Here is a 24007-nt window from a genome sequence, read left to right as displayed (position 1 = left end):
TCTGAAACTGGCTCCCCGGGCCGGATTCGAACCGGCGACCTGTCGATTAACAGTCGAATGCTCTACCGCTGAGCTACCAGGGATCATCTGCGCCGCTGTGTGCTGCAGAAGTGAGGCTGCTAATACAAATGCTTTTTCGATTTGCCAAGCGGTTTTTCAAAAAAAGTGCACAATCTTGCATGACTGTGGAGAACTCCCCATGTGAGGGAGGCAACGCGATCCGTCTTGGAGGTGAACAATACCGCCAATTCCGCGTTGCTCACGATGCCGTGCCCAGCGGCGTCCCAACAGGTGGAGTTCATGGCAGCACAGCAGAAAAAATTCGGTATCGATCCGCAAACGCATGAATTGATCCTGGGCACATGGCGGTTGAGATTGCCCCAGTCACGTGGCGTCCGCATCGCCCTCGGAAGTGTGCTGATCGTCGGCGGCTGCCTCGGTTTTCTGCCAGTCCTCGGATTCTGGATGGTGCCGCTGGGATTCCTGGTCCTGTCTCATGACCTCGCCTTCGTCCGCCGCCAGAGGCGCCGAATATCCGTGTGGTGGGCACGCCGGCGCCAGCCCTCGTCCTGAGCCGGCGCGACGTGGAGCTAAGCTGAGAATCGTTCAGCCGCCCGTACCCGTTTGCGGGTTCGGATTCTTGTCCGTCGGGGCGGTCTGCATCTGGTCGCCAGCCGGAGGTGTATTATCGACGGTGCCCTGATTGGCTGGCGCTGCCTCGTCCGTTGCCGGTGCAACCTGCTGCACTTGGGTCGCCGCGTCGTTGTCGGTCGATTCTCCGAATATTTCCACCCCGGCCCAGGCAACCGCTGCGAGCGCCAACCCGCCGATCAGGACCATCAGCACGGGGCGTCCCAATAGACCTTGCCGAGCCTCTACGCCGCTGACACGAACTGTTTTGTTCGTGTCAGCCGTCGATACCCGATCACCACGTTCATCAATATAGTTTGTCATGCTTGCCTCCTGTCACGGTGCAAGACCGCACCGCTCGCTGTCGTTGTGATGACGTCGCAACGGTTAGGGTAAGACAAAAGTTCCCAAAACGCTGGGCAGGCGTGGTGAGTCTCGCCTGACGGCATTGGTCAATCTTTCTCTGTGTGGAGTGCACCCCGTTTCACCGGACAGGTCGGCTAGTTTGATTTAGCCCTGATGAACTGCCGAGGGGAAGCCATCTTGAGCGCGGAATGTGGATGGATTTCGTTGTAGTCCTCGATCCATCCGTCGATGAGCCGGAGCGCTGTTTCGGCGTCCGGAACTTGAGATATGCGGATGTAGTCCCGCTTCAAGGTTTTGACGAAGGCTTCCGACATGCCGTTCGACTGGGGGCTTGCTAGTGGCGTGAAGCAGGGCGTCAGATTGAGCGCCTGGGCAAATAGCCTCGTGTCGCGCGCTGTGTAAGCCGAGCCATTGTCCGAGAGATGCTCGATGGCATGCGGGGCCCGGGTTGCTGCGAACCGCTTCTCGATGGCCTCCAGCATCATGTCGCGCACGTCCGAACCGGAGATGCCTGCATTGGCGACCGCAGTCCAGGCGATGATCTCGCGGTCGAAGGCATCGATGATGAAGGCGAGCCGAATGACCTCACCATTCCAGCAGGAGAACTCCAGGCCATCCGAGCACCAGCGCAGGTTCGAGCGCATGACCATGACCTTGCCGTCGTGGAGACGGCCTTTGCGAACGGCCGTATGCTTCTCCAGCAGCATGGCGTGGTTGCCCATGATGCGATGAACTCGTTTGGCGTTTACGACAGGCTTGTCGGCGGCTCGCCTTTCGCGATTGAGGAGCGCGGCGATCCGCCGATAGCCATAGGTTGGCCTTTGATCCACCAGCCTACGGATGACAGGCAGAAGCTCTGCATCCTCGGCCTTATGATAGGAGCCGCGCGGTTTTGAAATGCCTTTCAGCCGCTCGACGAGGTTGGAACGGGAGACACCCAGGGTGTCTGCAACGGTCTTCATGGCGAACCGTCCTTCGGCAACAAGATCGGCCGCGATATCCGTTTTTTTGAGTCCGCTTTGGACAATGCTTCCCGGAGGATTTCCACCTCCATCGTCTTGCGGCCGAGAATGCGCTCCAGCTCGCGGACGCGGTCTTCCAGCTTCTTCACTTCCGAATTGCCGACAACCGGCTCGTCTGAATCCACGGCTGCAGCACCTCCCTCGCTCAAAAGCCTGCGCCACCGGTAAAGCAGATTGGGCGCAACGCCATGGCGGCGAGCGGTGGACGATACCGTCTCGCCTGGTTCGAAACTCTGCTCAATGATTGTCAGCTTCTGCTCGGTTGTCCACCGTCTGCGGCGAACATCACCCGTCAGCAATTCAACGTGTCGATACTCGTTAGACATAAGCCTGTCCTCAAGCCTGTGCTTGAGCCTTTCTGCTTATGCCGACTGTCCGGTCCTACGGCGGACATCACCCGTCAGCAATTCAACGTGTCGATACTCGTTAGACATAAGCCTGTCCTCAAGCCTGTGCTTGAGCCTTTCTGCTTATGCCGACTGTCCGGTCGAAATGGGGTGCAGTTCACTGTGCCCGGAACGCTGTTGAAAACATTAAAAGATTTCCAGGGGGCTTGTGGAACACATATGGAACATATAGTGTTCGTTCTTGCTTTGTTTCTCGAATCCGGAGTGATCGTTCATGCTGACCCGCAAGCAACAGGAATTGCTTCTCTTCATTCACGAAAGAATGAAGGAATCCGGCGTGCCTCCGTCCTTCGACGAAATGAAGGATGCGCTGGATCTGGCGTCGAAATCCGGTATCCACCGGCTGATCACCGCGCTCGAGGAGCGCGGCTTCATCCGCCGTTTGCCGAATCGGGCACGTGCGCTTGAGGTGATCAAGCTGCCGGAGGCCTACTCCCCCAGCCTGCAGCCCAAGAAGGGCTTCTCACCCAGCGTCATTCAGGGCAGCCTCGGTGCTCCCGCGGAAAAGCCTGCACCGGCCAAGCCGGTTGCGGTCAACAGCGACAGCGTTTCGGTGCCGGTCATGGGGCGGATTGCCGCTGGCGTACCGATTTCTGCCATTCAGAACAACACCCACGACATTTCGGTTCCGACGGAGATGGTCGGTACGGGCGATCACTATGCGCTGGAGGTCCGGGGCGATTCGATGATCGAAGCCGGCATTCTCGACGGCGATACGGTCATCATTCGCAACACCAACACGGCCAGCCCCGGCGAAATCATCGTGGCGCTCGTTGATGACGAAGAAGCGACGCTGAAGCGTTTCCGGCGCAAGGGTGCCTCCATCGCACTCGAAGCCGCCAACCCGGCCTATGAGACCCGCATTTTCGGGCCTGACCGGGTGAAGATTCAAGGCAAGCTGGTCGGCTTGATTCGGCGTTATCACTGATCGAATCGTCGAGGGCGAACACACGTTCGTCCGCGCCGGTTCTCGCGACAGCGAATGGGAGATTGGCAGCAGGCTGTCTATAAAGGTGAGTGGGGTCATTGTGATCCCGCGTCCAGCCGTTGCTGATGCTTTTAAAGACGATCCGGGTCGCCGGTGGACGAACGGCCGGGAAACATCATTTCGGAAATGAACGCGGACGATTTTCGGATTTATCCTCTTGCGATTTGTCTAGGATCATTCTAAACCGCCGCCACGGTTCGATTATTCGAGCTTGAGAGGCCTCGTGGCGGAGTGGTGACGCAGAGGACTGCAAATCCTTGTACCCCGGTTCAATTCCGGGCGAGGCCTCCAAAATTTTCCACACAGAACAATGTCTTATGTCGCCTAAGATGGTTTGATTCCGATGGTTGTGTGTTTCGATCAATTCTCGGTTTTCCAAATCGCTTGATGGTAAGCGCGAGGAGTTTCCGCTATGGAAACGAGACGTGATCGCCGCATGTCCATTCGCGTCATATCCCTCCATTCGGGCGGTAAGAGCAGACCGTCCGAGAGGGGAGCGTTCGTGTTGACAGGCAAAATGCCTGGACAATCAGAACGCTGGATCGCGCAGCATCAGAATGTCACAGGAGGTACCCGGCGCAGCCTCCGGCGCATGGGGCGGCCGGACGATCAGGCAATCGGATTGGGCGAAGACCTGCATCATCGACGAATCCTGTCGTGAAAATGGGTGTGCAATAAGGCCACCATCCGCATTGCGGGTGAGGCGGGCACGGACATAGTCCTGCCGCTTGTCGTTGGCCGCAAGCAGGTCCTCCGTCGCGGCGATCGCGGTTCGGTTACGAGTTGGCAATCGTGACAGACGGCGCACCAGCGGCTCAAGGAAGAGCAGGGCGCAGACCAGGCTGGACACCGGGTTCCCCGGCAGGCCAAGCACCTGCATGCCGCCGAGCGTGCCAACCATCAGCGGCTTTCCTGGCCGCATGGCGATCCGCCAGAAATCCAGTTCCATGCCGCTGCCAATCAGCGTCGACTGAACGAGATCGTGATCGCCCACAGAGGCGCCGCCAAGTGTAACCAGTACATCGGCGCCCGAGGCCTGTGCTTTGGCAACCGCAGCGGCAATGGCGTCCGGGTCATCCCTCACGATGCCGAGATCGATGACCTCGGCACCATTGTCGCGCGCCAAGGCAGCAACGCCGTAGGTGTTGGAGGCAATGATCTGGTCGGGGCCTGGAATGCTTCCCGGCGGCAGGAGTTCGTCGCCGGTCGCAAGGATCGCCACCTTCGGGCGAACGTAAACGGGAAGTTCAGCGACGTTCATGCCTGCCGCGACCGTCAGGCGTCCAGCGTCGAACATATCGCCGCGCCGCAGGATGCTATCGCCGGTTTTGAAATCCTGACCCTTGCGACGGATATGGCGGCCCTCGGCCGGCGCAAACGTCGTCCGGATGCGGCCATCGCCGAGCGTCTCGGCATCTTCCTGAATGAGGACGGTATCGGCGCCGGCTGGAACGGGGGCGCCGGTGAAAATCCGTACGACCTCTCCGGGTCCGACTGTGCCGGTAAAGCCATGACCTGCGGCTGACTGTCCGATCACCCGAAGTTCGCTGCCAACCGTCGCAAAATCCGCGTGACGACCGGCATAACCATCCATGGCGGAATTGTCGAAGGCGGGATGTGTCAGGTTGGCGGCCAGATCCTTTGCAAGGACGCGGCCCATTCCCTCATGCAGCCCAACGGTTTCCATTTTCTCGGTCAGCTTTGCCGCCGCGAGAAGTCTGGCAAGGGCGTCGGCCACGGGGAGAAGCGACATCAGTCCTGTTGCTCCTGTCCATGAATATAGTCACCGGAACGTCCGCCGGACTTTTGCAGCAGCCGGATACCGCCGATTTCCATTTCCCGGTCGGCCGCCTTCGCCATGTCGTAGATCGTCAGGCAGGCAACGCTCGCCGCTGTCAGCGCTTCCATTTCGACGCCGGTGCGGCCGGTCAGCTTGGCCACGGTCTGGACGCGCAGGCCCGGCAGGCTCTCGTCGGCGGTGATGTCGACAGCAATTTTCGACAGCATCAGCGGGTGGCAGAGCGGAATGAGGTTGGCGGTCTGCTTGGCCGCCATGATGCCGGCAAGCCGTGCTGTCGCGATCACATCGCCCTTCTTGGCATTGCCCTTGAGGATGAGATCCAGCGTTTCCGGCCGCATGCGGACATGGCCCTCAGCCACGGCGACACGCGTCGTTTCATCCTTGTCACCCACATCGACCATATGGGCTTCGCCGCTGGCGTTGATATGGGTGAGGGATGGGCTCGACATCACTCGGCAGCCAGAATGTCGGCAGAGCCGGTCAGGAGCGCGCGGGTGGCTGCAGTGACATCGTCCTTGCGCATCAGGCTTTCGCCGACGAGGAAGGTCGAGATTCCGGTCTTTGCGAGACGCGCGCAGTCCGCATGGGTGAAAATGCCGCTTTCTCCGACCAGCAGCCGGTCTGAAGGAACCAGTGGCGCCAGCCTCTCCGAAAGCGCGATATCGACTTCGAAGGTCTTAAGGTTGCGGTTGTTGATGCCGACGAGCGGCGAGGCGAGCTTGAGGCCGCGCTCCAGTTCCTCTTCGTCATGCACCTCGATCAGTACGTCCATGCCGAGCGAAAATGCCTCGTCTTCGAGCCGTTGCGCATCACTGTCGTTCAGGGAAGCCATGATCAACAGGATGCAATCGGCGCCCCATGCCCGGGCCTCGTGCACCTGATAGGTGTCGAACATGAAATCCTTGCGCAGCGCCGGCAGTGCGCACGCATTGCGCGCTGCAGTCAGAAATTCCGGCGCACCTTGAAAGCTCGGCGTATCGGTCAGCACCGAAAGGCAGGCCGCCCCACCGGATTCATAGGCTTTGGCGAGCGCCGGCGGGTCGAAATCCGGGCGGATGAGGCCTTTCGACGGGCTTGCCTTCTTGATCTCGGCGATCAGGCCAAAACGCCCTTCCGACTGCGTTGCTTTCAGAGCCTTGAAGAAGCCGCGTGGCGCTTCCTGCTCGGTGCTCATGGCCTTCAGGTCAGCGAGGCTGACGCGGGCCTTGGCAGCTGCGATTTCCTCGCGCTTGTATATCTCGATCTTCTGCAGAATGTCGGCCATCGAACCTGTTCCTTACGCTGCGTTGGAGACGCGCACGAGCCGTTCCAGCGTCGCATGGGCGGCGCCGCTTTCGAGTGACTGACGTGCCAGCGTCATGCCTTCCTTCAGGTCGCCCGCCTTTCCGGCGATCACCAAGGAGGCAGCCGCGTTGGCGAGCGAGATATCGCGATAGGGTGTCGCGTCGCCTTCCAGCACACCCTTGAGCGCCACGGCATTGTGCGCACCGTCTCCACCCTTCAAGTCAGCCAGTAGAACCTTTTCCAGGCCGAAATCGGCCGGCGTCAGTTCGAAGCTGCGAATTTCGCCATTCTCAAGTGCCGCGACTTGCGTGACGCCCGTCGTGGTAATCTCGTCCAGGCCTTCGCCATGCACAACCCAAACGCTCTTCGAGCCCAGATCGCGCAGAACCTCCGCGACCGGTACGACCCATTGCGGCGCAAAGACGCCGACGAGTTGTTGAGTAACGCCGGCCGGGTTGGACAGCGGCCCGAGCAGATTGAAGATCGTCCGTGTGCCGAGCTCGACACGGGTCGGGCCGACATGGCGCATCGCCGAATGGTGCTGCTGGGCAAACATGAAGCCAAGGCCTGCTTCCCTGATGCAGCGGGAAATCGCACCCGGACCGATATCGAGCTTGACGCCGAGGCAGGAGAGCGCGTCCGCAGTGCCGGATTTCGAGCTGAGCGCCCGGTTGCCGTGCTTGGCGACCGGCACGCCGGCGCCGGCGACGATCAGGGCGGCAAGCGTCGAGATATTGTAAGTGCCGGCGCCATCGCCGCCGGTTCCGACGATATCGATGGCGTCTGCAGGCGCCTCGACCGTCAGCATGCGTGCCCGCATCGCGCCGACCGCACCGACGATCTCATCCACCGTTTCGCCGCGCACGCGCAGGGCCATCAGGAAGCCACCAATCTGCGAGGGGGTTGCCTCGCCGGACATGATGATCTCGAAGGCGGCGCGCGCGTCGTCGCGGTTGAGCGCCTGACCCGCTGCGGCCTTGGCGATGAAAGGCTTCAAGTCAGGCATGCTTCACTTCCTCTTGCGTTACCGCTGCTGCGACAGAGCGAGTTCGGCGAGTTGCTGGTTGATCGCAACACCGTAGCCCTTCTGCAACTCGCTGACCATCTGATCGAGAATGTCATCGCCACTGGCCTGCGCCATGGCGTTGATCTGGCGATCGTCGTTGTCGAGCGCGTCGCCCGGGTTATCGTCATTGACCTCGGTCACCTTCAGCAGGATCTGGCCTTCGCCGCCAATGCCGGGCGCGTTGGCGACGAGGCCGTTCGCTCCGCCGAACGCGGCAGCAACTGCGGCCGGGCTCAGGGCTGCATCATCCGATGCGCGACGAAGGCCGTTCTTGGTCTCAACAGCAATACCCAGCTCCGTGGCAATCGTCGCGAGGGTCTCGCCCTTCTCAACGCGCGCCTTGAGTTCGGCGGCCTTGGCGGCCAAGGCAGTGCGCTGCTGCTCCGCAGTCCATGCCGCGACAGCCTTTTCACGGGCTTCGTCGAGCGTGCGGTCGCGCGCCGGCGTTACCTCGATGACATCAAACCAGACATAACCATCACGGCCGAGATTGACGGGCAGGGTTTCCGCGCCGACATCCGCCTTGAACGCTTCCTGGAGCAGCGACTTGGCTTCTGGAATGCCCTCGATGGGATCGCCCTGGGCATCGTTGCCACTGGCGTCAACAGCGCCGAGAACCACGAGCTTGAGGTTGGTCTGATCTGCCGCTTCCTGCATGGTGGAACCGGATACACGCGCGTCCTCGAATTTGTCGTGGATCGACATGATTTCGTTCGCGGCATTTGCAAGGGCGAGTTCCTTGCGCAATTCTTCCTTCACATCGTCGTAACTGCGGACGGTTTCGGGCTTGATGTTTGTCACGCGCAGGATGACGGGGCCGAATGCACCTTCGACGACCGGTGTCGTCTGGCCATCGGCGGTAACGGCAAACGCAGCGGCGCCGAGTTTCGGATCGGGCATGCGGTTGCGGTTGAAGTCACCGAGAAGAACATCAGCTGCGGTTTTGCCGGACGCCGTCACGAGTTCGTCGAAGCTCGTGCCGGCTGCCAGCTTTGCAGCGGCGGCATCGGCCTCGGCACGCGACGGGAAGGTCAACTGCTCGACCGTCCGCGTTTCCGGTGTTCCGAACGTGTCCTTGCGGCGGTCGTAATCGGCGCGAATTTCTTCCTCGGTTACCGATGCCGGATCGGCAATATCGGATGGTTCCAGCTTCACATAGCTGATCTTGCGGAATTCCGGCGCGCGGTATTCAGCCTTATGGCTTTCGAACCAAGGCTTGAGCACCTCGTCGGCCGGCGCCTTCACCGGATCGATATTGGCGTTCGAGAGCAGCAGATAATCGATCGTGCGCGTCTGGTTGCGATACTGCCGCAAGGCGTCGCCCAGAACCTTCGGCGGTGTATAACCATCAGAAAGCGCCTCGACGATCTGCGAGCGAACGGCGACCTGGCTGCGATTGTTGATATAATCCTGTTCGCGCAGGCCGGCATTGCGCAGCACGCTCGAGAAAGTCATGCGGTCGAATTGGCCGTTCACGCCCTTGAAGGCCGGATCTTCGCTGATCAGCGTCGCGAGGCGGTCCTGCGACAGGCCGAGGTTCATGTCTTCCGAGAGCTGGTCGAGGGTCGCACCGGCAACAAGCTGCGAATAGACCTGCGCTTCGACACCGAAAGCCTTCGCCTGCTCGCGGGTCAGCTGCGTTCCGAACTGACGGGAAAGCTGGGCGACCTGGCGTTCGTAAGCGAGACGGAAATCGCTCGGCGAGACCTTGATGTCGCCAACCGTGACGACGGAATCGGCCGTGCCAGGAACAAGCGACGTTGATACACCCCAGACACCGAAGGATAGAACAAGAAGGACCATCAACCCTTTGACAACCCAGGTCTGGGAGCCTCTTCTCAGGAATTCAAGCATGGGACTGCATACCTCGTCGCAATTCAGCGCCGCCGAATGGCGACCGGTTTCGTTGCATAGAGCAATCCGATCTGGAATTGAAGGGTTTGGACACGCAAAAAAACGCGAGAATTGTCCTTCTTCCGGCAACGGGACAGGCTTCAGGCAGAAATCACCGGTTGGGGCCGCCTGGTCGGATCGCTCATGCCCTTGTCCCGGACCACCGCTTGACGTCGCGAGACCTATCGATGTCGGAATTGTTAGCCGGCAACTGAAAAATATCTGTCACAAATGGTTTTGGCGTACGTGATTGCGCCTCTGGAATGTTAGTCTTGTTCCGCCTGAATATGCCGACTCGATCGCGGATGGCGTGGGCGAATCCCGGAGTGCTGCATGGAATCCATCATCGTCATGATCAATCTGTTCGGCGCAGTCGCGCTGCTGCTCTTTGGTCTGTCGCAGGTCAAGGACGGCGCCACGCGGGCTTTCGGCATCAAGCTCAGGACGGGACTGGCGCAGGGTACGAGCGGCCCGGTCCGATCCTTCGTCGCGGGTTTCGTGGCGACCGTCGCCTTGCAAAGTTCGACCGCAACGGCTTTGATGATTGCGTCCTTCGTTGAAAAAGGTCTCGTCCGCTCGCGCATGGCGCAGATCGTTCTGCTGGGGGCCAATGTTGGAACTGCGGTAACCGCATGGATCGTTGCGACGGGCATCGACTGGCTTTCACCGCTGCTCATTCTTGCCGGCGTCGTCCTGCACCGCGCAGGGCGGTCGAGCGCGAAACAAGGCGCAGGATCTGCCTTGGTCGGGATCGGTCTGATGCTTCTTTCCTTGCACCTGCTTGGGCTCGCGACGGAACCAATGCGGCAATCCCCGTCGCTTGGCGCCTTCCTCGCCATGCTCGATAGCGCTTGGCCGGTGGCGCTGATCTTTGCGGCGGTGCTGGCCTTCATTTCTTCGTCAAGCCTCGCGGTCGTCGTGCTGATCTTGTCATTGTCAGTGTCAGGCATCCTGTCGTCCGGCTTGACGATTGCCCTTGTGCTCGGCGCCAATCTGGGCGGTGCCATCCCGCCCGTTATTGCGACCTTGTCGGCTCCCGCTTCCGCCCGGCGGGTCACTGCGGGAAATTTGCTCGTGCGCACGATCGGCTGCCTCATCGCCTTGCCTGCCGCAAGTTTTGTTGCCGATTTCCTGCAGACGCTTTCCCTGCCGCCGGAAAAATTACCCGTCGATATCCATCTCCTGTTCAACATCGCGCTTGCCATTCTCGCCTGGCCGTTTTCCTCGCTGCTCTCGGCCGTTATGCTCCGTCTCATTCCTGACGAGCCGAAAAACGAGAGCGGCCCGCTGTATCTTGATGACCGGGCGCTCACGACACCGGTCATCGCACTATCAGGTGCCACGCGGGAGGTTCTGCGCGTCGGCGACCTGATCGAAGGCATGTTGATCGCCACCATGACCGCCTTCAATCGCAACGATCTCGCGCCGCTGAAAGGTGTCGGCAAGCTGGAGAAGCAGGTCGATCAGTTGCAGCAGGAGGTGAAACTCTATCTTTCGCGTCTGGGGCGAAACGGCCTGAGCGACGAGAACGGGCGGCGCTCGATCGTCATCATCGATTATGCGATCAATCTGGAGCATATTGGCGATATCATCGAGAAGGGGCTGACGGAGCAGGTGAAGAAGAAGATCGACAACGGCCTGAAGTTTTCAGAGGACGGCTACCAGGAACTGCAGACGCTCTTCAATTTGACCATCGATAACCTGCGCATCGCCCAGACGATCTTCGTCACCCGCAATGCCGATCTGGCGCGCCACCTGATGGAGGTGAAGGTCGATGTCCGCCACATGGAGAAGCGGTCCTCCGAGCGGCATCTGGAGCGGTTGCGCGATGGTCGCACCGACAGCCTGCAGACCAGTTCGCTCCATCTCGATATCTTGCGGGATTTGAAACGGATCAACGCGCACATCGTCTCCGTTGCACATCCGATCCTCGATGAAAGCGGGCTTCTGATCGAAAGCCGGCTGAAAATTCCCCAGTGATTTATTGAGGCAGGAAATCCCTGCGCACGAAGGCGTCGAAACACGGGGTCAACGTGATCCGGCTGTGATTCTTGGTGAGCGCCGGTTCGTAGAGGCTCAACAGTTTCAATCTTGCGGTGGTCGGCGGGCAGGTCGGGTACAGGGCGACGTCGACCGTCGAGATGGCCTCGTTGACACGTTCGCCCGGCGCGGGAACGGCGCGGTAGGGGTCGGCCCCGATGGCGATATACTTCGGCGCATGCCGATCCATTAGCCAGGGGAACGGGTTGGTGAAATCAATCGCCATGATCGTCTCGAATCGCACCTTGCGATCGGCTTCGAACGCATGGAGCGCCGAGACTGCCTGATCGGTCGTTTCCAGCCACAGCGACTGAAACTCGAAATCGCTGTAGAGCAGGAAGGAGGGCAGTTCGCCGGCCTTTGCAATGGCTTCATAGGTTGGCCGGTCTTCGATGTAACTTTGACGAATACGCTGCGCACGCAACTCCAGAATATTCCGGATACTGACGGCACCCATGGTTTTCAGGTTGTGGGATTCAATCGGGGTATTGTTGACTGAGCCGATCCAGGCACGTGCGGCCTTTTGAGCAACGATAGCCGTGGACGGCAGAGCGGCACCCAGGGCGAGGACCGCGACGACGGCAAAGGCTGGCGAGGGGCCTTTGCGCTCCAACGTGTCGATCATGATCGCCAGCAGCAATGGCCAAAGGAAGATGAACGCCTGGCTGCCGGTGTTCTGGCTTTCGAACAGGAGGCCCGCCAGCACAAAACTGCCAAGCCAGAAAAAAGGCTGGTCTGCGAATTTACCAAAGGCAGAAAATCCGGGCTTCGCGACGAGCGCCTGCGACTTTTGCAGAAAGGTGGTGATGTTACTGCCAAGCAGCGTCAGGCAGAGAGTCCCACAGGCCAGAACAATTCCGAAATTAAGCGATGCGGCTTGCAGCAAGCGTGGCAGCAGGCTCGTGTCATTCAGAATAACGAGCGCCAGGATGTCATCGACATAAGCGGACACAATCCCGGACGAAACCTCGACGATGCCAATGATGGCAAAGAAAATCAGGCCGGAAGCGATGGCAGAGCGAAGCGGCAATCGCCCGGCCGCAAATGCCATGAGGCAGAGTAGGACGCCGGAGACGACGCCGGTGACCTTGACGAACAGGAGGCCGAGCATGGAAAGCGCAAGCACTGTCGCCAGCGTCTTCCAACCGCGTACAAAGACAAGTGCGGCAGCCAGAACGTAGAGCAGCTGGCAGATTTGCCTGTTGTAGATGCCGAAACCGTCCGAGCCCGGATAGGGGTAAAACTCGCCGGTGTTGAAAGGCAGGATCGAGAAGAGAAGGAACGGCAGCAAAAGTCCGTAGGCCATAGCCACCGAACGCTTCTGGACATCCGCAATCACCAGTGCCATCAGCGGCGCCGTGACCGTCAGCAGCGACCAACTCGACAGAAGGAGCGGGGAGCCGTTCGGAAATACCTTTTGCCAAAGGGCGAAAAGGTAATAGCCGAGCGCGCCGACAGGTGCGAAGAAATCAACTGACGGAATCTGTCCATCGGAAATGCGATTGGCAGCGTCCAGATAGATGTAATGATCCCAATACATCGGCCCGATGGGCATGGCGAGCGTGACAATCAGCGCGAATGGCAGGCAGGCAAGCAGCAAGGCGAACGGGATCAGCGGCTGGCGCAGCGCCATCATGGCCGCGCCTTTCTGCCTGCCGGAAAGCACTGTTTCTGTCGAAGCCTGCATATTCCTGTCATTTCTGGCCAGAGCAGCCGTCAAAACGGTGATATCCGCTTATGACAGGATCGGGTTTTAACCGAGTTAACATTTTGCATCCAATGCCCGGATTATGTTCCTTGCCCTGTCTTCCTGCTATGTACGAGGCAGAATCGTGCCGGAGCGACGCTTCGGCAAGCCAATCTGACGGAGAATTCGAATGCAGCGCACATGTCTGGCGATCATCTTGGCCGCAGGGGAAAGTACACGGATGAAGTCGTCCATGTCGAAGGTCCTGCATCCGGTCGCAGGACGCCCGATGATTGCCCATGTCGTGGAATCTCTGGTCAACGCCTCGATTTCGTCGGCGGCCCTCGTGCTCGGGCGCGATGCCGATCTGGTCAAGGCAGCCGCTTCCCGCGACGATATCGGCCTTACGAGTTTCATCCAGACCGAGCGGCTCGGCACCGGCCACGCCGTCCTCGCCGCAAAGGATGCGATCGCCAAGGGGTATGACGACGTCCTCGTCGTCTTTGGCGATACCCCCCTGATTACCGCTGCCCCCCTGATGGCCGCCCGCCAAGGGCTGGCAGATGGCAACGACGTCGTCGTGATCGGTTTTGAGACGGCCGACCCGACAGGCTACGGACGTCTGATCGTCAAAGATGGCCAACTTCTCGCCATTCGCGAACAGAAGGATGCGTCCGAGGACGAAAAGAAGATCACCTATTGCAACGGTGGCCTGATGGCCATCAACGGCGCCAAGGCGCTCGATCTGCTCGGCAGGATCGGCAATGCCAATGTGAAAGGTGAATATTACCTGACCGATGTCGTCGAGATCGTCCGGGATCTGGGCGGCAAGGCGATTGCCGTCGAAGCACCTGAAACCGAACTGATGGGATGCAACAATCGCGCCGAACTGGCCGCGATCGAAGCCATCTGGCAGAAGCGCCGCCGCCATGAGTTGATGGTGTCCGGCGTCTCGATGATCGCGCCGGAAACGGTTTTCCTCGCATTCGACACAAAGCTGGAACAGGACGTACTGATCGAGCCGAATGTCGTGTTTGGTCCGGGCGTAACCGTCGAAAGCGGGGCGATCATTCACGCGTTCTCGCATCTCGAAGGCGCCCATGTGAGCGCCGGTGCCACTGTCGGTCCTTATGCGCGCCTGAGGCCCGGCGCCAATCTCGGTCCGGATTCCAAGGTCGGCAATTTCTGTGAAATCAAGAAGGCGGAGATCGGCGCTGGCGCCAAGGTCAACCACCTGACCTATATCGGTGACGCGTTCATCGGCGCGAAAACCAATATCGGCGCGGGCACGATCACCTGCAATTACGACGGCTTCAACAAGCATATCACCCGCATCGGTGCCAATGCTTTCATCGGCTCCAACTCGTCGCTGGTCGCTCCCGTTACGGTGGGCGACGGTGCCCTCGTCGCATCCGGTAGCGTGATCAGCAAGGATGTCCCGCATGATGCACTGGCCTTCGGCCGCGCGCGACAGGAAATGAAGCAGGGGCGTGCGAAAACGCTGCGCGAGCGCTATCAGGCGGAAAAAGCGGATAAACAGAAGAAGTGAGCCTGTGGGCCTGCGCAGGTTAAAACCTGAAACCGAAAGTGAGCTTGCGGCTGATTGCGAATTTTGCGGAATTCGCTACCAAGGCGGCGTCTGAAACATCAACTTTGAGCGGCGACCGCGTGAACCCGGGCGCCCATTTTCAAGAGCAAATTGCGGAGAAGAACAGATATGTGCGGCATCGTTGGTATCGTCGGAAATCAGCCTGTTTCGGAACGTCTTGTCGATGCCTTGAAGCGGCTGGAATATCGCGGTTACGATTCCGCCGGCGTCGCGACGATCCGGGACGGCGTGCTGGAGCGCCGTCGTGCCGAGGGCAAACTCGTCAATCTAGAGGCTAAGCTGCGTGCCGAGCCGCTGGCGGGCACGATTGGCATTGCCCATACGCGCTGGGCGACGCATGGGGCGCCGACCGAAAACAATGCCCATCCGCATTTCACCGATGGCGTTGCCGTCGTCCACAACGGCATCATCGAGAATTTCTCCGAAATCAAGGATGAGTTGGCAGCCGCAGGAGCGGTCTTCAAGACACAGACGGATACGGAAGTCGTCGCGCAGCTGCTTGCCAAGCTGATCCGCGATGGACTGAGCCAGCGCGAGGCCATGCAGGCCATGCTTCGTCGCGTCACCGGTGCCTATGCCTTGGCGGTGATGTTCCAGGACGCGCCGGACACGATCATGGCAGCCCGCAGCGGCCCACCTTTGGCCGTCGGTTTCGGCAAGGGCGAAATGTTCCTGGGTTCGGATGCCATCGCGCTGTCGCCCTTCACCAATGAGATCACCTATCTGATCGACGGTGACTGGGCCATCCTGACCGCCGGCAGCATCGAGATCCTCGACCACGACGGCCGACCTGTAAAACGTCCGCGCCAGGTGTCTGTTGCGACCGCCTATATGGTCGACAAGGGTAACCACCGCCATTTCATGGAAAAGGAAATCTACGAGCAGCCGGAAGTCATTTCCCACGCGCTCGGGCACTACATCGATTTCATTGGTAACCGCGTCAATCCCATTGCCGCGGAGATTGATTTCGCCAAGGTGCCGAGCCTTGCGATTTCCGCCTGCGGTACGGCCTATCTCGCTGGCCTCGTCGGCAAATACTGGTTCGAGCGTTATGCCCGTCTGCCGGTCGAGATCGATGTGGCGTCGGAATTCCGCTATCGCGACATCCCGCTCTCGTCGCAATCGGCGGCCTTGTTTATTTCGCAGTCCGGTGAAACCGCCGATACGCTGGCCTCGCTGCGCTACTGCAAGGAAAACGGCCTGAAGATCGGCGCTGTTGTCAACGTCAAGGAATCGACGATTGCGCGGGAATCGGACGCGATCTTCCCGATCATGGCTGGCCCCGAAATCGGCGTCGCCTCCACCAAGGCTTTCACCTGCCAGCTGTCGGTTCTGGCATCGCTGGCTATCGGTGCCGGCCGCGCACGCGGCACGATCTCCGAAGCCGAGGAAAAGGAACTTGTCCGCCATCTCGCTGAAATGCCGCGCATCATGGGCAAGGTGCTGAACAGCATCCAGCCGGCGATCGAAAGCCTGTCGCGCGAACTGTCGAAATGCAAGGACGTGCTCTATCTCGGCCGTGGCACCAGCTATCCGCTGGCGATGGAAGGCGCGCTGAAGCTCAAGGAAATCTCCTACATTCATGCAGAAGGCTATGCCGCAGGTGAACTGAAGCACGGCCCGATCGCGCTGATCGACGAAAACATGCCGGTCATTGTCATCGCGCCGCATGACCGCTTCTTCGAAAAGACCGTTTCCAACATGCAGGAAGTCGCGGCCCGCGGCGGACGCATCATCTTCATCACCGACGAGAAGGGGGCGGCAGCCTCCAAGCTGGAAACGATGAGCACAATCGTTCTGCCGAATGTCGACGAAATCATCGCGCCGATGATCTTCTCGCTGCCGATCCAGTTGCTCGCCTATCACACCGCCGTCTTCATGGGCACCGACGTCGACCAGCCGCGTAATCTGGCAAAATCGGTGACGGTGGAGTGATCATTCGTCCGGAGACAGCGGACGATATCACGGCGATCCGCGTCCTGACGAATGCCGCCTTCGCCGGCGTACCCTACAGCGACGGCACGGAGGCGGAGATTGTCGATCGGCTCCGTTCCGATGGCGCGTTGACGGTCTCCCTCGTGGCCGAAATCGACGGTGTCGTTGTCGGTCATGTCACCTTCTCGCCGGTTGAGATTGCGGATGGAGCGCAGAATTGGTTCGGACTGGGGCCGGTTTCCGTCGATCCCGGTCGTCAGAAAGGCGGAATCGGAACAACGCTTGTCAAGGCCGGCCTCGATCAGTTGCGGAAAGCCGGCGCGAATGGCTGCGTGCTTCTGGGCGATCCCGGATACTACGGCCGCTTCGGATTTCGGCATCACGACGCCTTGACGTTTCCTGGTCCGCCGCCGGAGTATTTCCTGGCGCTGGCCTTGCGTGGCTCTCTGGCATCCGGCATTGTGCAGTACCACAAAGCGTTTTACGGCGCTGCAGCATAACGGACGGCCGAATGAACGAAAGCCCTGAAAGAATATCCTTTGCCGGGCGCGTTCGAAACAACTTCCTGACCGGCCTTATCATCTGTGCGCCGCTCGCCATCACGATCTGGCTGACCTTCACGTTCATCGACTGGGCGGATAGCTGGGTCACGCCCTATGTTCCGCAGCGCTACAACCCCGAATATTATTTCAACATCGCAATTCCGGGCACCGGCCTTCTCATAGCGCTTGTATTTATCACGCTGGTGGGTTTCCTGGGGCGAAACCTGATCGGGCGGTCGGTCGTCAGTTTCGGTGAATCGATTTTGCAGCGCATGCCGCTGGTGCGCACGATCTACAAGAGCCTGAAGCAGATTTTCGAGACCGTGCTGCGTGAACAATCCACGTCGTTCAAGAAATGCGGGCTGATAGAGTTTCCAAGCCCCGGAGTATGGGCTCTGGTTTTCATTGCCGGCGATGCGCAGGGCGAGATTGCCGCGAAATTGAACAAGGATGGCGAAGAGATGGTGGCGGTATTCCTGCCGCCAACGCCGGTTCCGACCGCCGGGTTTCTGATGTTCGTGCCGCGCAGTAAGATCGTGCCGCTCGACATGACACCGGAAGAAGGCGCCAAGCTTCTGATTTCCGGCGGTTTGATCGCACCTGACTACAAGCCGAAACAGGTAGCGCAAGCGGATCCGGTGATCGCCAGTTCGAAACAGGAGCCGGCCATCAGCCGGCCCTGAGAAACCGGATCGCCTCGTCCCGGCGGTGAAGATAAAGCAGCGTTCTGAGTGCCTCGCCCCGAGGCGAGGTCAGGTCCGGATCGCGGTCGATGATATAGGCTGCAGCCTTGCGGGCGATCTCCAGGAGATCGCCATGCGCCTCGAGCGAGGCGATGCGAAACCCGGGCGTGCCCGACTGCCGCGTGCCCAGCAATTCGCCTTCACCACGCAATTTCAAATCTTCCTCTGCAATCAGGAAGCCATCCTCGGTGTCCCGCAGGATTGACAGACGCGCCCGGCCGTTTTCGCTGAGCGGTCCCTTGTAGAGCAGAATGCAGGTCGAAGCCTCGTCTCCACGGCCGACGCGGCCGCGAAGCTGGTGCAATTGGGCAAGTCCGAACCGCTCCGCATGCTCGATAACCATGATCGTCGCATCGGGCACGTCGACGCCGACCTCGACGACGGTCGTTGCGACAAGCAGACGGATCTCGCCATTCTTGAAGGCGAGCATCACGGCATCTTTTTCCGCGCCGTTCATTCGCCCGTGGACGAGGCCGACCTTGGGGCCGAACTCTTTAACGAGGACCTGGAAACGTTCGTCCACCGACATCAGTTCGGATACATCGGACTCCTCCACCAACGGGCAGATCCAGTAGGCCTTCTTGCCTTCGGCCAAGGCTGTGCGCAGGCGCGCGACGATATCGCCGGTGCGCTCTGTCGGGATGGTCACCGTCTGGATCGGCTTGCGGCCCGCCGGTTTCTCCGTGAGTTTCGACACGTCCATGTCGCCGAAGGCGGCCAAGACCAGCGTGCGGGGGATCGGCGTTGCCGTCATCACCAGCATGTGGGGTGAAATACCCTTGGCCGTCAGCCGCAGGCGCTGGTGCACGCCGAACCGGTGCTGCTCGTCGACGACGGCGAGCAGGAGGTTGCTGTAGACGACCGTATCCTGAAACAGCGCATGCGTGCCGATGACGATCCGGGTTTCGCCGGATGCGATCCGTTCGAGGATAGCCTCGCGCTCACGGCCCTTCGTGCGCCCGGTCAGGACATCGATGGTGATCCCGGCAGGTGCAGCCATCTTCGAAAGAGTGGCGAAGTGCTGCCGGGCCAGGATTTCCGTCGGCGCCATCAGCACGGCCTGGCCGCCGGCCTCGACAGCCGCCAGCATCGACATCAGCGCCACCGCCGTCTTTCCCGAGCCGACGTCACCCTGCAGAAGCCGCAGCATGCGCTCGTCTCCTGCCATGTCCTTCAGCACGTCCGCGATCGCCGTTGTCTGGCTGCCGGTCAGGGAAAAGGGCAGGGCGGCCAGGACCGGTCTGCTCAATTCTCCCGTAGCATGGACCGGCGTGCCGGCCACCTTGCGCAGTCGCTGGCGCACCAGCGAGAGGGAAAGCTGCCCGGCCAGGAACTCGTCATAGGCGAGCCTGCGCCGTGCCGGCGCTTGCGGATCGATATCGGTCTCGTCGCGCGGATCGTGGAGCGCGAGAAAGCAGTCGTGAACGGAGGTAAAGCTTTGCTTGCGCATCAGCGTTTCATCGATCCATTCCGGAAATTCCGGAACACGGGTCAGCGCTGCCTCGACGGCCTTTCGCAGGATACGCGCCGACAGACCGGCCGTCAGCGGGTAAACGGGCTCGACCAGCTGCAGATTTTCACCTTCCGCTGCGCGCACCATGTAATCCGGATGGACCATGGACGGGCGGCCGTTGAACCAATCGACCTTGCCGCTGACGGTTACGGTCTCATCGATCGGAAGCGCCTTTTCCAGCCAGTTACCTTTGACCCGGAAAAAGGTCAGCGCCAGTTCGCCGGTGTCGTCGTGCAGGAAGACACGATAGGGCTGGTTGGTCCGTGGCGGGGCTGGCTGATGTCGATCCACGCGCCCGGTGATCGTGACGATGACACCCTGCGGCGAGCGGGCGATTCCCGGTTGGTGGCGGCGATCGACGATGGAATGCGGCGCATGAAAGACCAGATCGAGGACCCGGCAATCGTCGATGGTCTCGCGGCCGAGTAAACGTGCATAGAGTTCGCCCGCCTTTGGGCCGGTGCCGGGAAGCGAATTGAGCGGAGCAAAGAGCGGATCGAGAAGGGCCGGGCGCATGGCGCGCAGACTGAAACGAGGATTAGGTCTTTGGCAAGGCTGACATTTATCTTTTCAGTGTTTATAGAGCCATGACAAAGCGCCGCCTTGGCCTATGCGGTGGCAGGAAGGACTTCTGATGACGGGCATCACACGCACGAGCGCCGATCTCGACCCGCGCCGCAGGCGGATTCTGTTTCGCGCCTGGCACCGGGGAGTCCGGGAGATGGACCTGGTGTTTGGTCAGTTTGCCGATAACGAGCTTGCCGATCTGCCCGACGCCGATCTCGATGAGCTCGAAACGATCATGGCCGAGGAAGACACCGACCTGTTGAAATGGGTGCTCGGATCACAGCCTGTCCCCGAGCGCTATCGTACGCCGTTGTTTGACCGCCTTGTGTCCTACCGTCCGGATTTTGACGTGCTCTTTGTAGACAAGGACAAGAGCGTCCGATGATATCAGGATTTGATCCCAAGACAGTCGCCCGCGCCAGCCGCGAGTTGACAATCGGTCCGGTGCCTGCCGGTGTCGAGCCGCTCATTCTGGCCGAGCTCGCGCGCACCAATGGGCCGGTGGCCTATATCCTGTCGGACGGCCAGCGCATTGCCGATATCGAACAGATGCTGGGGTTCGTCGCGCCGGATATTCCGGTGCTGACGCTGCCTGGCTGGGACTGCCTTCCCTATGATCGCGTCTCGCCGAGTGCCGACACATCCGCGCGGCGCCTTTCGACGCTCAGCGGGCTGATCGCGCATGCCAAGAAGCCGCATCCGGCGATCGTGCTGGTCACCGTCAACGCCGCGCTTCAAAAGATCGCGCCGCAAGAGATCATCGAAAGCCTCGCTTTCTCGGCTCGTCCCGGCGCGACGATCAGGATGGATGATGTCGCCGCCCGCCTCGGCCGCAACGGCTTCGAGCGCGTCGCTACAGTTCGCGAGGTCGGAGAGTTTGCGGTTCGCGGCGGCATCCTCGATGTCTTTGTTCCGGGTAGCGATGAGCCGGTTCGCCTCGATTTCTTCGGTGATACGCTCGAAAGCATCCGCTCCTTCGATCCGGCCAGCCAGCGCACGACGGGGCAGGCTCGCTCGCTCGATCTCAATCCGATGAGCGAAGTCTCGTTGACGCCGGAAACGATCAGCCATTTTCGCACCCAATATCTGTCGATGTTTGGCGCGGCGACCCGCGATGACGCACTTTATCAGGCCGTGTCCGAAGGGCGGCGCTATGCCGGCATGGAACACTGGCTGCCACTGTTCTATGATCGGCTCGATACGGTCTTCGATTATCTCGCCGGCTTTCATATCGTCACGGACCATGTCGTCCGCGAAGCGGCGGCTGAACGCGCCAAGCTGGTTCAAGATTATTACGAGGCCCGTCAATCGTCGGCATCTCCGGGCAAATCCCAGATTTCGCAGGGAACACCCTATAAGCCTGTTCCGCCCGACAGGCTCTATCTGAACGCGGAAGAATTCGGCGCGGCACTTGCATCGCGTCATGCTGTGCGCCTGTCGCCGTTCAGCGAGCACGAAGGCGAAGCACGGCAGGTCGTCTCGATCGATGCGCGGATTGGCGTGCGCTGGGCAAAGAATTCCACGGAATCGACCAGTGATGCCGAGCGCGTCAATGTCTTTGACCTTGCCGTCAAATACATCGCCGAACGGCGTTCCAAGGGCGCCAAGGTGTTGATTTCAGCCTGGTCGGAAGGATCTCTCGACCGCCTGCTGCAGGTGCTGACCGAGCACGGACTTGGCAATATCAAGCCGGTGAAAACCCTTGCGGAGGTTTATGGCCTGAAGGCCGGGGAGGCGGCTTCCGGCGTTCTCAGCCTCGAAAGCGGGTTCGAGACCGGCAATCTCGTCGTGATCGGTGAGCAGGACATTCTCGGCGACCGCATGGTGCGCCGTGCCAAACGCCGCAAACGGGGTGCGGACTTTATCGCCGAGGTCGCCGGCCTCGACGAGGGCAGCATTGTCGTCCATGCCGAACACGGTATCGGCCGGTTCATCGGCCTACGGACCATTGAGGCCGCCGGCGCGCCGCATGCCTGCCTTGAACTCGTCTATGCTGACGAAGCCAAGCTTTTCCTGCCCGTCGAAAATATCGAACTCCTGTCCCGTTATGGCTCCGAGGGCAGCGATGCCATTCTCGACAAGCTCGGCGGTGTCGCCTGGCAGGCGCGCAAGGCAAAGCTGAAGAAACGCCTGCTGGATATGGCCGGCGGTCTTATTCGGATCGCGGCCGAACGCCTGACGCGGCATGCGCCGGTGCTGACGACGCCAGAAGGCCTCTATGACGAATTCGCGGCGCGCTTCCCCTATGATGAGACCGAGGATCAGCTGACCTCGATCGAGTCCGTGCGCGAAGATCTCGGCGCCGGCCGCCCGATGGACCGTCTCGTTTGCGGTGACGTCGGCTTCGGAAAGACAGAAGTGGCGCTGCGTGCGGCGTTCATCGCCGCCATGAACGGCGTGCAGGTGGCGGTCGTGGTGCCGACGACGCTGCTTGCTCGCCAGCATTTCAAGTCCTTTACCGAACGTTTCCGTGGGCTGCCGATCCGCATCAACCAGGCTTCGCGCCTCGTCGGTTCCAAGGAACTGGCGCTGACCAAAAAGGAAGTGGCAGACGGCAAGACCGATATTGTCGTCGGCACGCATGCACTGCTCGGTGCATCGATCAATTTCGCCAATCTCGGACTGCTGATCATCGACGAGGAACAGCATTTCGGCGTCAAGCACAAGGAACGGCTGAAGGAGCTGAAATCCGACGTGCACGTGCTGACCCTGTCGGCAACGCCGATCCCGCGCACGCTGCAGTTGGCGTTGACGGGTGTTCGCGAATTGTCGCTGATAACCACGCCGCCGGTTGATCGCATGGCCGTGCGTACCTTCATTTCGCCGTTCGACGCGTTGGTGATCCGCGAAACGCTGATGCGCGAGCATTATCGTGGCGGTCAGAGCTTCTATGTCTGTCCACGCCTTGCGGACCTCTCGGAAATCCACGATTTCCTAAAATCGGATGTTCCGGAACTGAAGGTCGCCATCGCGCATGGCCAGATGCCGGCGACGGAACTTGAAGACATCATGAACGCCTTTTACGAAGGGCGTTACGATGTGCTGCTATCGACGACTATCGTTGAATCCGGTCTCGATGTGCCGGCCGCTAACACCTTGATTGTTCACCGAGCCGACATGTTCGGCCTCGCCCAGCTTTACCAGTTGCGCGGTCGCGTCGGCCGTTCGAAGGTTCGCGCCTTCGCCCTGTTCACGCTGCCGGTCAACCGGACGCTGACGGGCACGGCCGAGCGCCGCCTGAAGGTGCTGCAGTCACTCGACACGCTCGGCGCCGGTTTCCAGCTTGCCAGCCACGATCTCGATATTCGCGGCGCCGGCAATCTCCTGGGGGACGAACAGTCCGGCCATATCAAGGAAGTCGGCTTCGAGCTTTATCAACAGATGCTGGAAGAGGCGGTCGCAGAACTCAAGGGAGACGAGGAAATTACCGACAGCGGCTGGTCGCCGCAGATTTCCGTTGGTACGCCGGTGATGATCCCCGACGATTATGTTCCGGACCTGCACCTGCGGCTTGGCCTCTATCGCAGGCTGGGCGAGATCACGGAACTCGGCGAAATCGATGCCTTCGGCGCGGAATTGATCGACCGCTTCGGGCCGCTTCCGATCGAAGTGCAGCATCTGTTGAAGATTGTCTATATCAAGTCGCTCTGCCGCACGGCCAATGTGGAAAAACTCGATGCCGGCCCGAAGGGTGTCGTGGTGCAGTTCCGCAATCGCGAATTCCCAAATCCCGCTGCCCTCGTTGGGTTCATCGCGAAACAGGGTAGTCTGGCGAAAATCCGCGCCGATCACAGCATCTTTTTCCAGCGCGACTTCCCGACGCCTGAAAAGCGACTGGCCGGATCCGCCGTGATCATGACGCAACTGGCAGGATTGGCGAAGGATTGAGACGCGAAAAGCCGCGCCGATCAGGC

General features: G+C 60.3%; 18 protein-coding genes and 2 tRNA genes. 10 read left to right on the top strand and 10 right to left on the bottom strand.

Annotation, left to right across the window (positions count from 1 at the left end; all coding sequences use genetic code 11):
* Positions 1 to 8: 8 nt before the first annotated feature.
* Positions 9 to 83: transfer RNA gene (locus ASG68_RS21790), tRNA-Asn, on the bottom strand.
* A gap of 217 nt (positions 84 to 300) precedes the next feature.
* Here ASG68_RS21790 and ASG68_RS21785 point away from each other — a divergent pair.
* Complete coding sequence (locus ASG68_RS21785) at positions 301 to 573, top strand: hypothetical protein (protein WP_062585886.1); 273 nt, start codon at positions 301 to 303, stop codon at positions 571 to 573.
* A 33-nt stretch (positions 574 to 606) separates the two neighbouring features.
* Here the strand turns inward: ASG68_RS21785 and ASG68_RS21780 are convergent, their stop codons facing one another.
* Both ASG68_RS21780 and ASG68_RS21775 read right to left on the bottom strand, forming a co-directional pair.
* Positions 607 to 954, bottom strand: a complete 348-nt coding sequence (locus ASG68_RS21780; RefSeq protein WP_062585805.1) for a hypothetical protein — start codon at positions 952 to 954, stop codon at positions 607 to 609.
* Between the two features lie 176 nt (positions 955 to 1130).
* A protein-coding gene (locus ASG68_RS21775) for an IS3 family transposase (protein WP_156384901.1) occupies positions 1131 to 2344 on the bottom strand; the annotation gives its coding sequence in 2 pieces (ribosomal slippage) (positions 1131 to 2008 and positions 2008 to 2344; 1215 coding nt in all).
* 295 nt (positions 2345 to 2639) lie between these two features.
* Here ASG68_RS21775 and lexA point away from each other — a divergent pair.
* Together lexA and ASG68_RS21760 are read left to right on the top strand one after the other, a co-directional pair.
* On the top strand, positions 2640 to 3353 hold the full coding sequence (gene lexA, locus ASG68_RS21765; RefSeq protein ID WP_062581181.1) for a transcriptional repressor LexA: 714 nt from the start codon (positions 2640 to 2642) through the stop codon (positions 3351 to 3353).
* A 277-nt stretch (positions 3354 to 3630) separates the two neighbouring features.
* Positions 3631 to 3704 (top strand) — tRNA-Cys (locus ASG68_RS21760).
* Between the two features lie 238 nt (positions 3705 to 3942).
* Here the strand turns inward: ASG68_RS21760 and glp are convergent.
* From glp to ASG68_RS21735, 5 genes are read right to left on the bottom strand one after another with little or no spacing between them, the layout of a single operon-like run.
* Entirely contained in the window at positions 3943 to 5166 is a 1224-nt protein-coding gene (gene glp / locus ASG68_RS21755; RefSeq protein WP_062581180.1) for a gephyrin-like molybdotransferase Glp, read from the bottom strand.
* A complete protein-coding gene (gene moaC / locus ASG68_RS21750) occupies positions 5166 to 5663 on the bottom strand; it encodes a cyclic pyranopterin monophosphate synthase MoaC (RefSeq protein WP_062581178.1) in 498 nt (165 codons plus the stop codon). The genes glp and moaC overlap by 1 nt, the downstream gene beginning before the upstream one ends.
* Positions 5663 to 6478 (bottom strand): indole-3-glycerol phosphate synthase TrpC, encoded by an 816-nt coding sequence (gene trpC / locus ASG68_RS21745; protein WP_062581177.1) that lies wholly within the window; start codon positions 6476 to 6478, stop codon positions 5663 to 5665. Before trpC ends, moaC begins: the two co-directional genes overlap by 1 nt.
* 12 nt (positions 6479 to 6490) lie before the next feature.
* Positions 6491 to 7504, bottom strand: coding sequence for an anthranilate phosphoribosyltransferase (gene trpD / locus ASG68_RS21740; protein ID WP_062581175.1), 1014 nt, complete (start codon positions 7502 to 7504; stop codon positions 6491 to 6493).
* A gap of 18 nt (positions 7505 to 7522) precedes the next feature.
* Entirely contained in the window at positions 7523 to 9418 is a 1896-nt protein-coding gene (locus ASG68_RS21735; RefSeq protein ID WP_062581173.1) for a peptidylprolyl isomerase, read from the bottom strand.
* 372 nt (positions 9419 to 9790) lie between these two features.
* Between ASG68_RS21735 and ASG68_RS21730 the strand changes: the two genes are divergently transcribed.
* Complete coding sequence (locus ASG68_RS21730; protein WP_062581170.1) at positions 9791 to 11437, top strand: Na/Pi cotransporter family protein; 1647 nt, start codon at positions 9791 to 9793, stop codon at positions 11435 to 11437.
* A gap of 1 nt (position 11438) precedes the next feature.
* Here the strand turns inward: ASG68_RS21730 and ASG68_RS21725 are convergent, their stop codons facing one another.
* Positions 11439 to 13184 (bottom strand): hypothetical protein, encoded by a 1746-nt coding sequence (locus ASG68_RS21725; RefSeq protein WP_062581168.1) that lies wholly within the window; start codon positions 13182 to 13184, stop codon positions 11439 to 11441.
* Positions 13185 to 13374: 190 nt separating this feature from the next.
* Between ASG68_RS21725 and glmU the strand changes: the two genes are divergently transcribed.
* The 4 genes from glmU to ASG68_RS21705 all read left to right on the top strand — a co-directional run bounded on the left by glmU (position 13375) and on the right by ASG68_RS21705 (position 17953).
* Entirely contained in the window at positions 13375 to 14733 is a 1359-nt protein-coding gene (gene glmU / locus ASG68_RS21720; protein ID WP_062581166.1) for a bifunctional UDP-N-acetylglucosamine diphosphorylase/glucosamine-1-phosphate N-acetyltransferase GlmU, read from the top strand.
* Between the two features lie 168 nt (positions 14734 to 14901).
* The gene (glmS, locus tag ASG68_RS21715) at positions 14902 to 16728 is read left to right on the top strand and encodes a glutamine--fructose-6-phosphate transaminase (isomerizing) (RefSeq protein WP_062581164.1); all 1827 of its coding nucleotides are present in this window, start codon (positions 14902 to 14904) and stop codon (positions 16726 to 16728) included.
* Positions 16725 to 17228 carry a GNAT family N-acetyltransferase gene (locus ASG68_RS21710; protein ID WP_062581163.1) on the top strand — a complete coding sequence of 168 codons (504 nt, stop codon included), beginning with the start codon at positions 16725 to 16727 and terminating at the stop codon, positions 17226 to 17228. Before glmS ends, ASG68_RS21710 begins: the two co-directional genes overlap by 4 nt.
* Before the next feature lie 11 nt (positions 17229 to 17239).
* Positions 17240 to 17953: a DUF502 domain-containing protein gene (locus ASG68_RS21705; RefSeq protein ID WP_062581161.1), complete on the top strand. Its 714-nt coding sequence runs from the start codon at positions 17240 to 17242 to the stop codon at positions 17951 to 17953.
* Here the strand turns inward: ASG68_RS21705 and recG are convergent.
* Positions 17940 to 20042, bottom strand: coding sequence for an ATP-dependent DNA helicase RecG (recG, locus tag ASG68_RS21700; RefSeq protein WP_062610097.1), 2103 nt, complete (start codon positions 20040 to 20042; stop codon positions 17940 to 17942). The genes ASG68_RS21705 and recG overlap by 14 nt on opposite strands.
* A gap of 118 nt (positions 20043 to 20160) precedes the next feature.
* On the opposite strand from recG, the gene ASG68_RS21695 reads away from it, so the two are divergent.
* Together ASG68_RS21695 and mfd are read left to right on the top strand one after the other, a co-directional pair.
* Positions 20161 to 20478, top strand: a complete 318-nt coding sequence (locus ASG68_RS21695) for a succinate dehydrogenase assembly factor 2 (RefSeq protein ID WP_062581157.1) — start codon at positions 20161 to 20163, stop codon at positions 20476 to 20478.
* Positions 20475 to 23981 carry a transcription-repair coupling factor gene (gene mfd, locus ASG68_RS21690; RefSeq protein ID WP_062581156.1) on the top strand — a complete coding sequence of 1169 codons (3507 nt, stop codon included), beginning with the start codon at positions 20475 to 20477 and terminating at the stop codon, positions 23979 to 23981. The genes ASG68_RS21695 and mfd overlap by 4 nt, the downstream gene beginning before the upstream one ends.
* The last annotated feature ends 26 nt before the right edge of the window (positions 23982 to 24007 follow it).

The organism is Rhizobium sp. Leaf453 (assembly GCF_001425605.1).
Classification (GTDB): domain Bacteria; phylum Pseudomonadota; class Alphaproteobacteria; order Rhizobiales; family Rhizobiaceae; genus Pararhizobium.
This window is presented reverse-complemented; position numbering and strand designations above follow the sequence as displayed.

Bases quoted from the DNA above. Each gene is read 5' to 3' on its own strand.
- ASG68_RS21780 (WP_062585805.1), bottom strand. From the start codon at position 954: ATGACAAACTATATTGATGAACGTGGTGATCGGGTATCGACGGCTGAC.
- ASG68_RS21735 (WP_062581173.1), bottom strand. From the start codon at position 9,418: ATGCTTGAATTCCTGAGAAGAGGCTCCCAGACCTGGGTTGTCAAAGGG.
- ASG68_RS21725 (WP_062581168.1), bottom strand. From the start codon at position 13,184: ATGCAGGCTTCGACAGAAACAGTGCTTTCCGGCAGGCAGAAAGGCGCG.
- glmU (WP_062581166.1), top strand. From the start codon at position 13,375: ATGCAGCGCACATGTCTGGCGATCATCTTGGCCGCAGGGGAAAGTACA.
- moaC (WP_062581178.1), bottom strand. From the start codon at position 5,663: ATGTCGAGCCCATCCCTCACCCATATCAACGCCAGCGGCGAAGCCCAT.
- recG (WP_062610097.1), bottom strand. From the start codon at position 20,042: ATGCGCCCGGCCCTTCTCGATCCGCTCTTTGCTCCGCTCAATTCGCTT.
- trpC (WP_062581177.1), bottom strand. From the start codon at position 6,478: ATGGCCGACATTCTGCAGAAGATCGAGATATACAAGCGCGAGGAAATC.
- glmS (WP_062581164.1), top strand. From the start codon at position 14,902: ATGTGCGGCATCGTTGGTATCGTCGGAAATCAGCCTGTTTCGGAACGT.
- mfd (WP_062581156.1), top strand. From the start codon at position 20,475: ATGATATCAGGATTTGATCCCAAGACAGTCGCCCGCGCCAGCCGCGAG.
- lexA (WP_062581181.1), top strand. From the start codon at position 2,640: ATGCTGACCCGCAAGCAACAGGAATTGCTTCTCTTCATTCACGAAAGA.
- trpD (WP_062581175.1), bottom strand. From the start codon at position 7,504: ATGCCTGACTTGAAGCCTTTCATCGCCAAGGCCGCAGCGGGTCAGGCG.
- ASG68_RS21705 (WP_062581161.1), top strand. From the start codon at position 17,240: ATGAACGAAAGCCCTGAAAGAATATCCTTTGCCGGGCGCGTTCGAAAC.
- ASG68_RS21695 (WP_062581157.1), top strand. From the start codon at position 20,161: ATGACGGGCATCACACGCACGAGCGCCGATCTCGACCCGCGCCGCAGG.
- ASG68_RS21785 (WP_062585886.1), top strand. From the start codon at position 301: ATGGCAGCACAGCAGAAAAAATTCGGTATCGATCCGCAAACGCATGAA.
- ASG68_RS21730 (WP_062581170.1), top strand. From the start codon at position 9,791: ATGGAATCCATCATCGTCATGATCAATCTGTTCGGCGCAGTCGCGCTG.
- glp (WP_062581180.1), bottom strand. From the start codon at position 5,166: ATGTCGCTTCTCCCCGTGGCCGACGCCCTTGCCAGACTTCTCGCGGCG.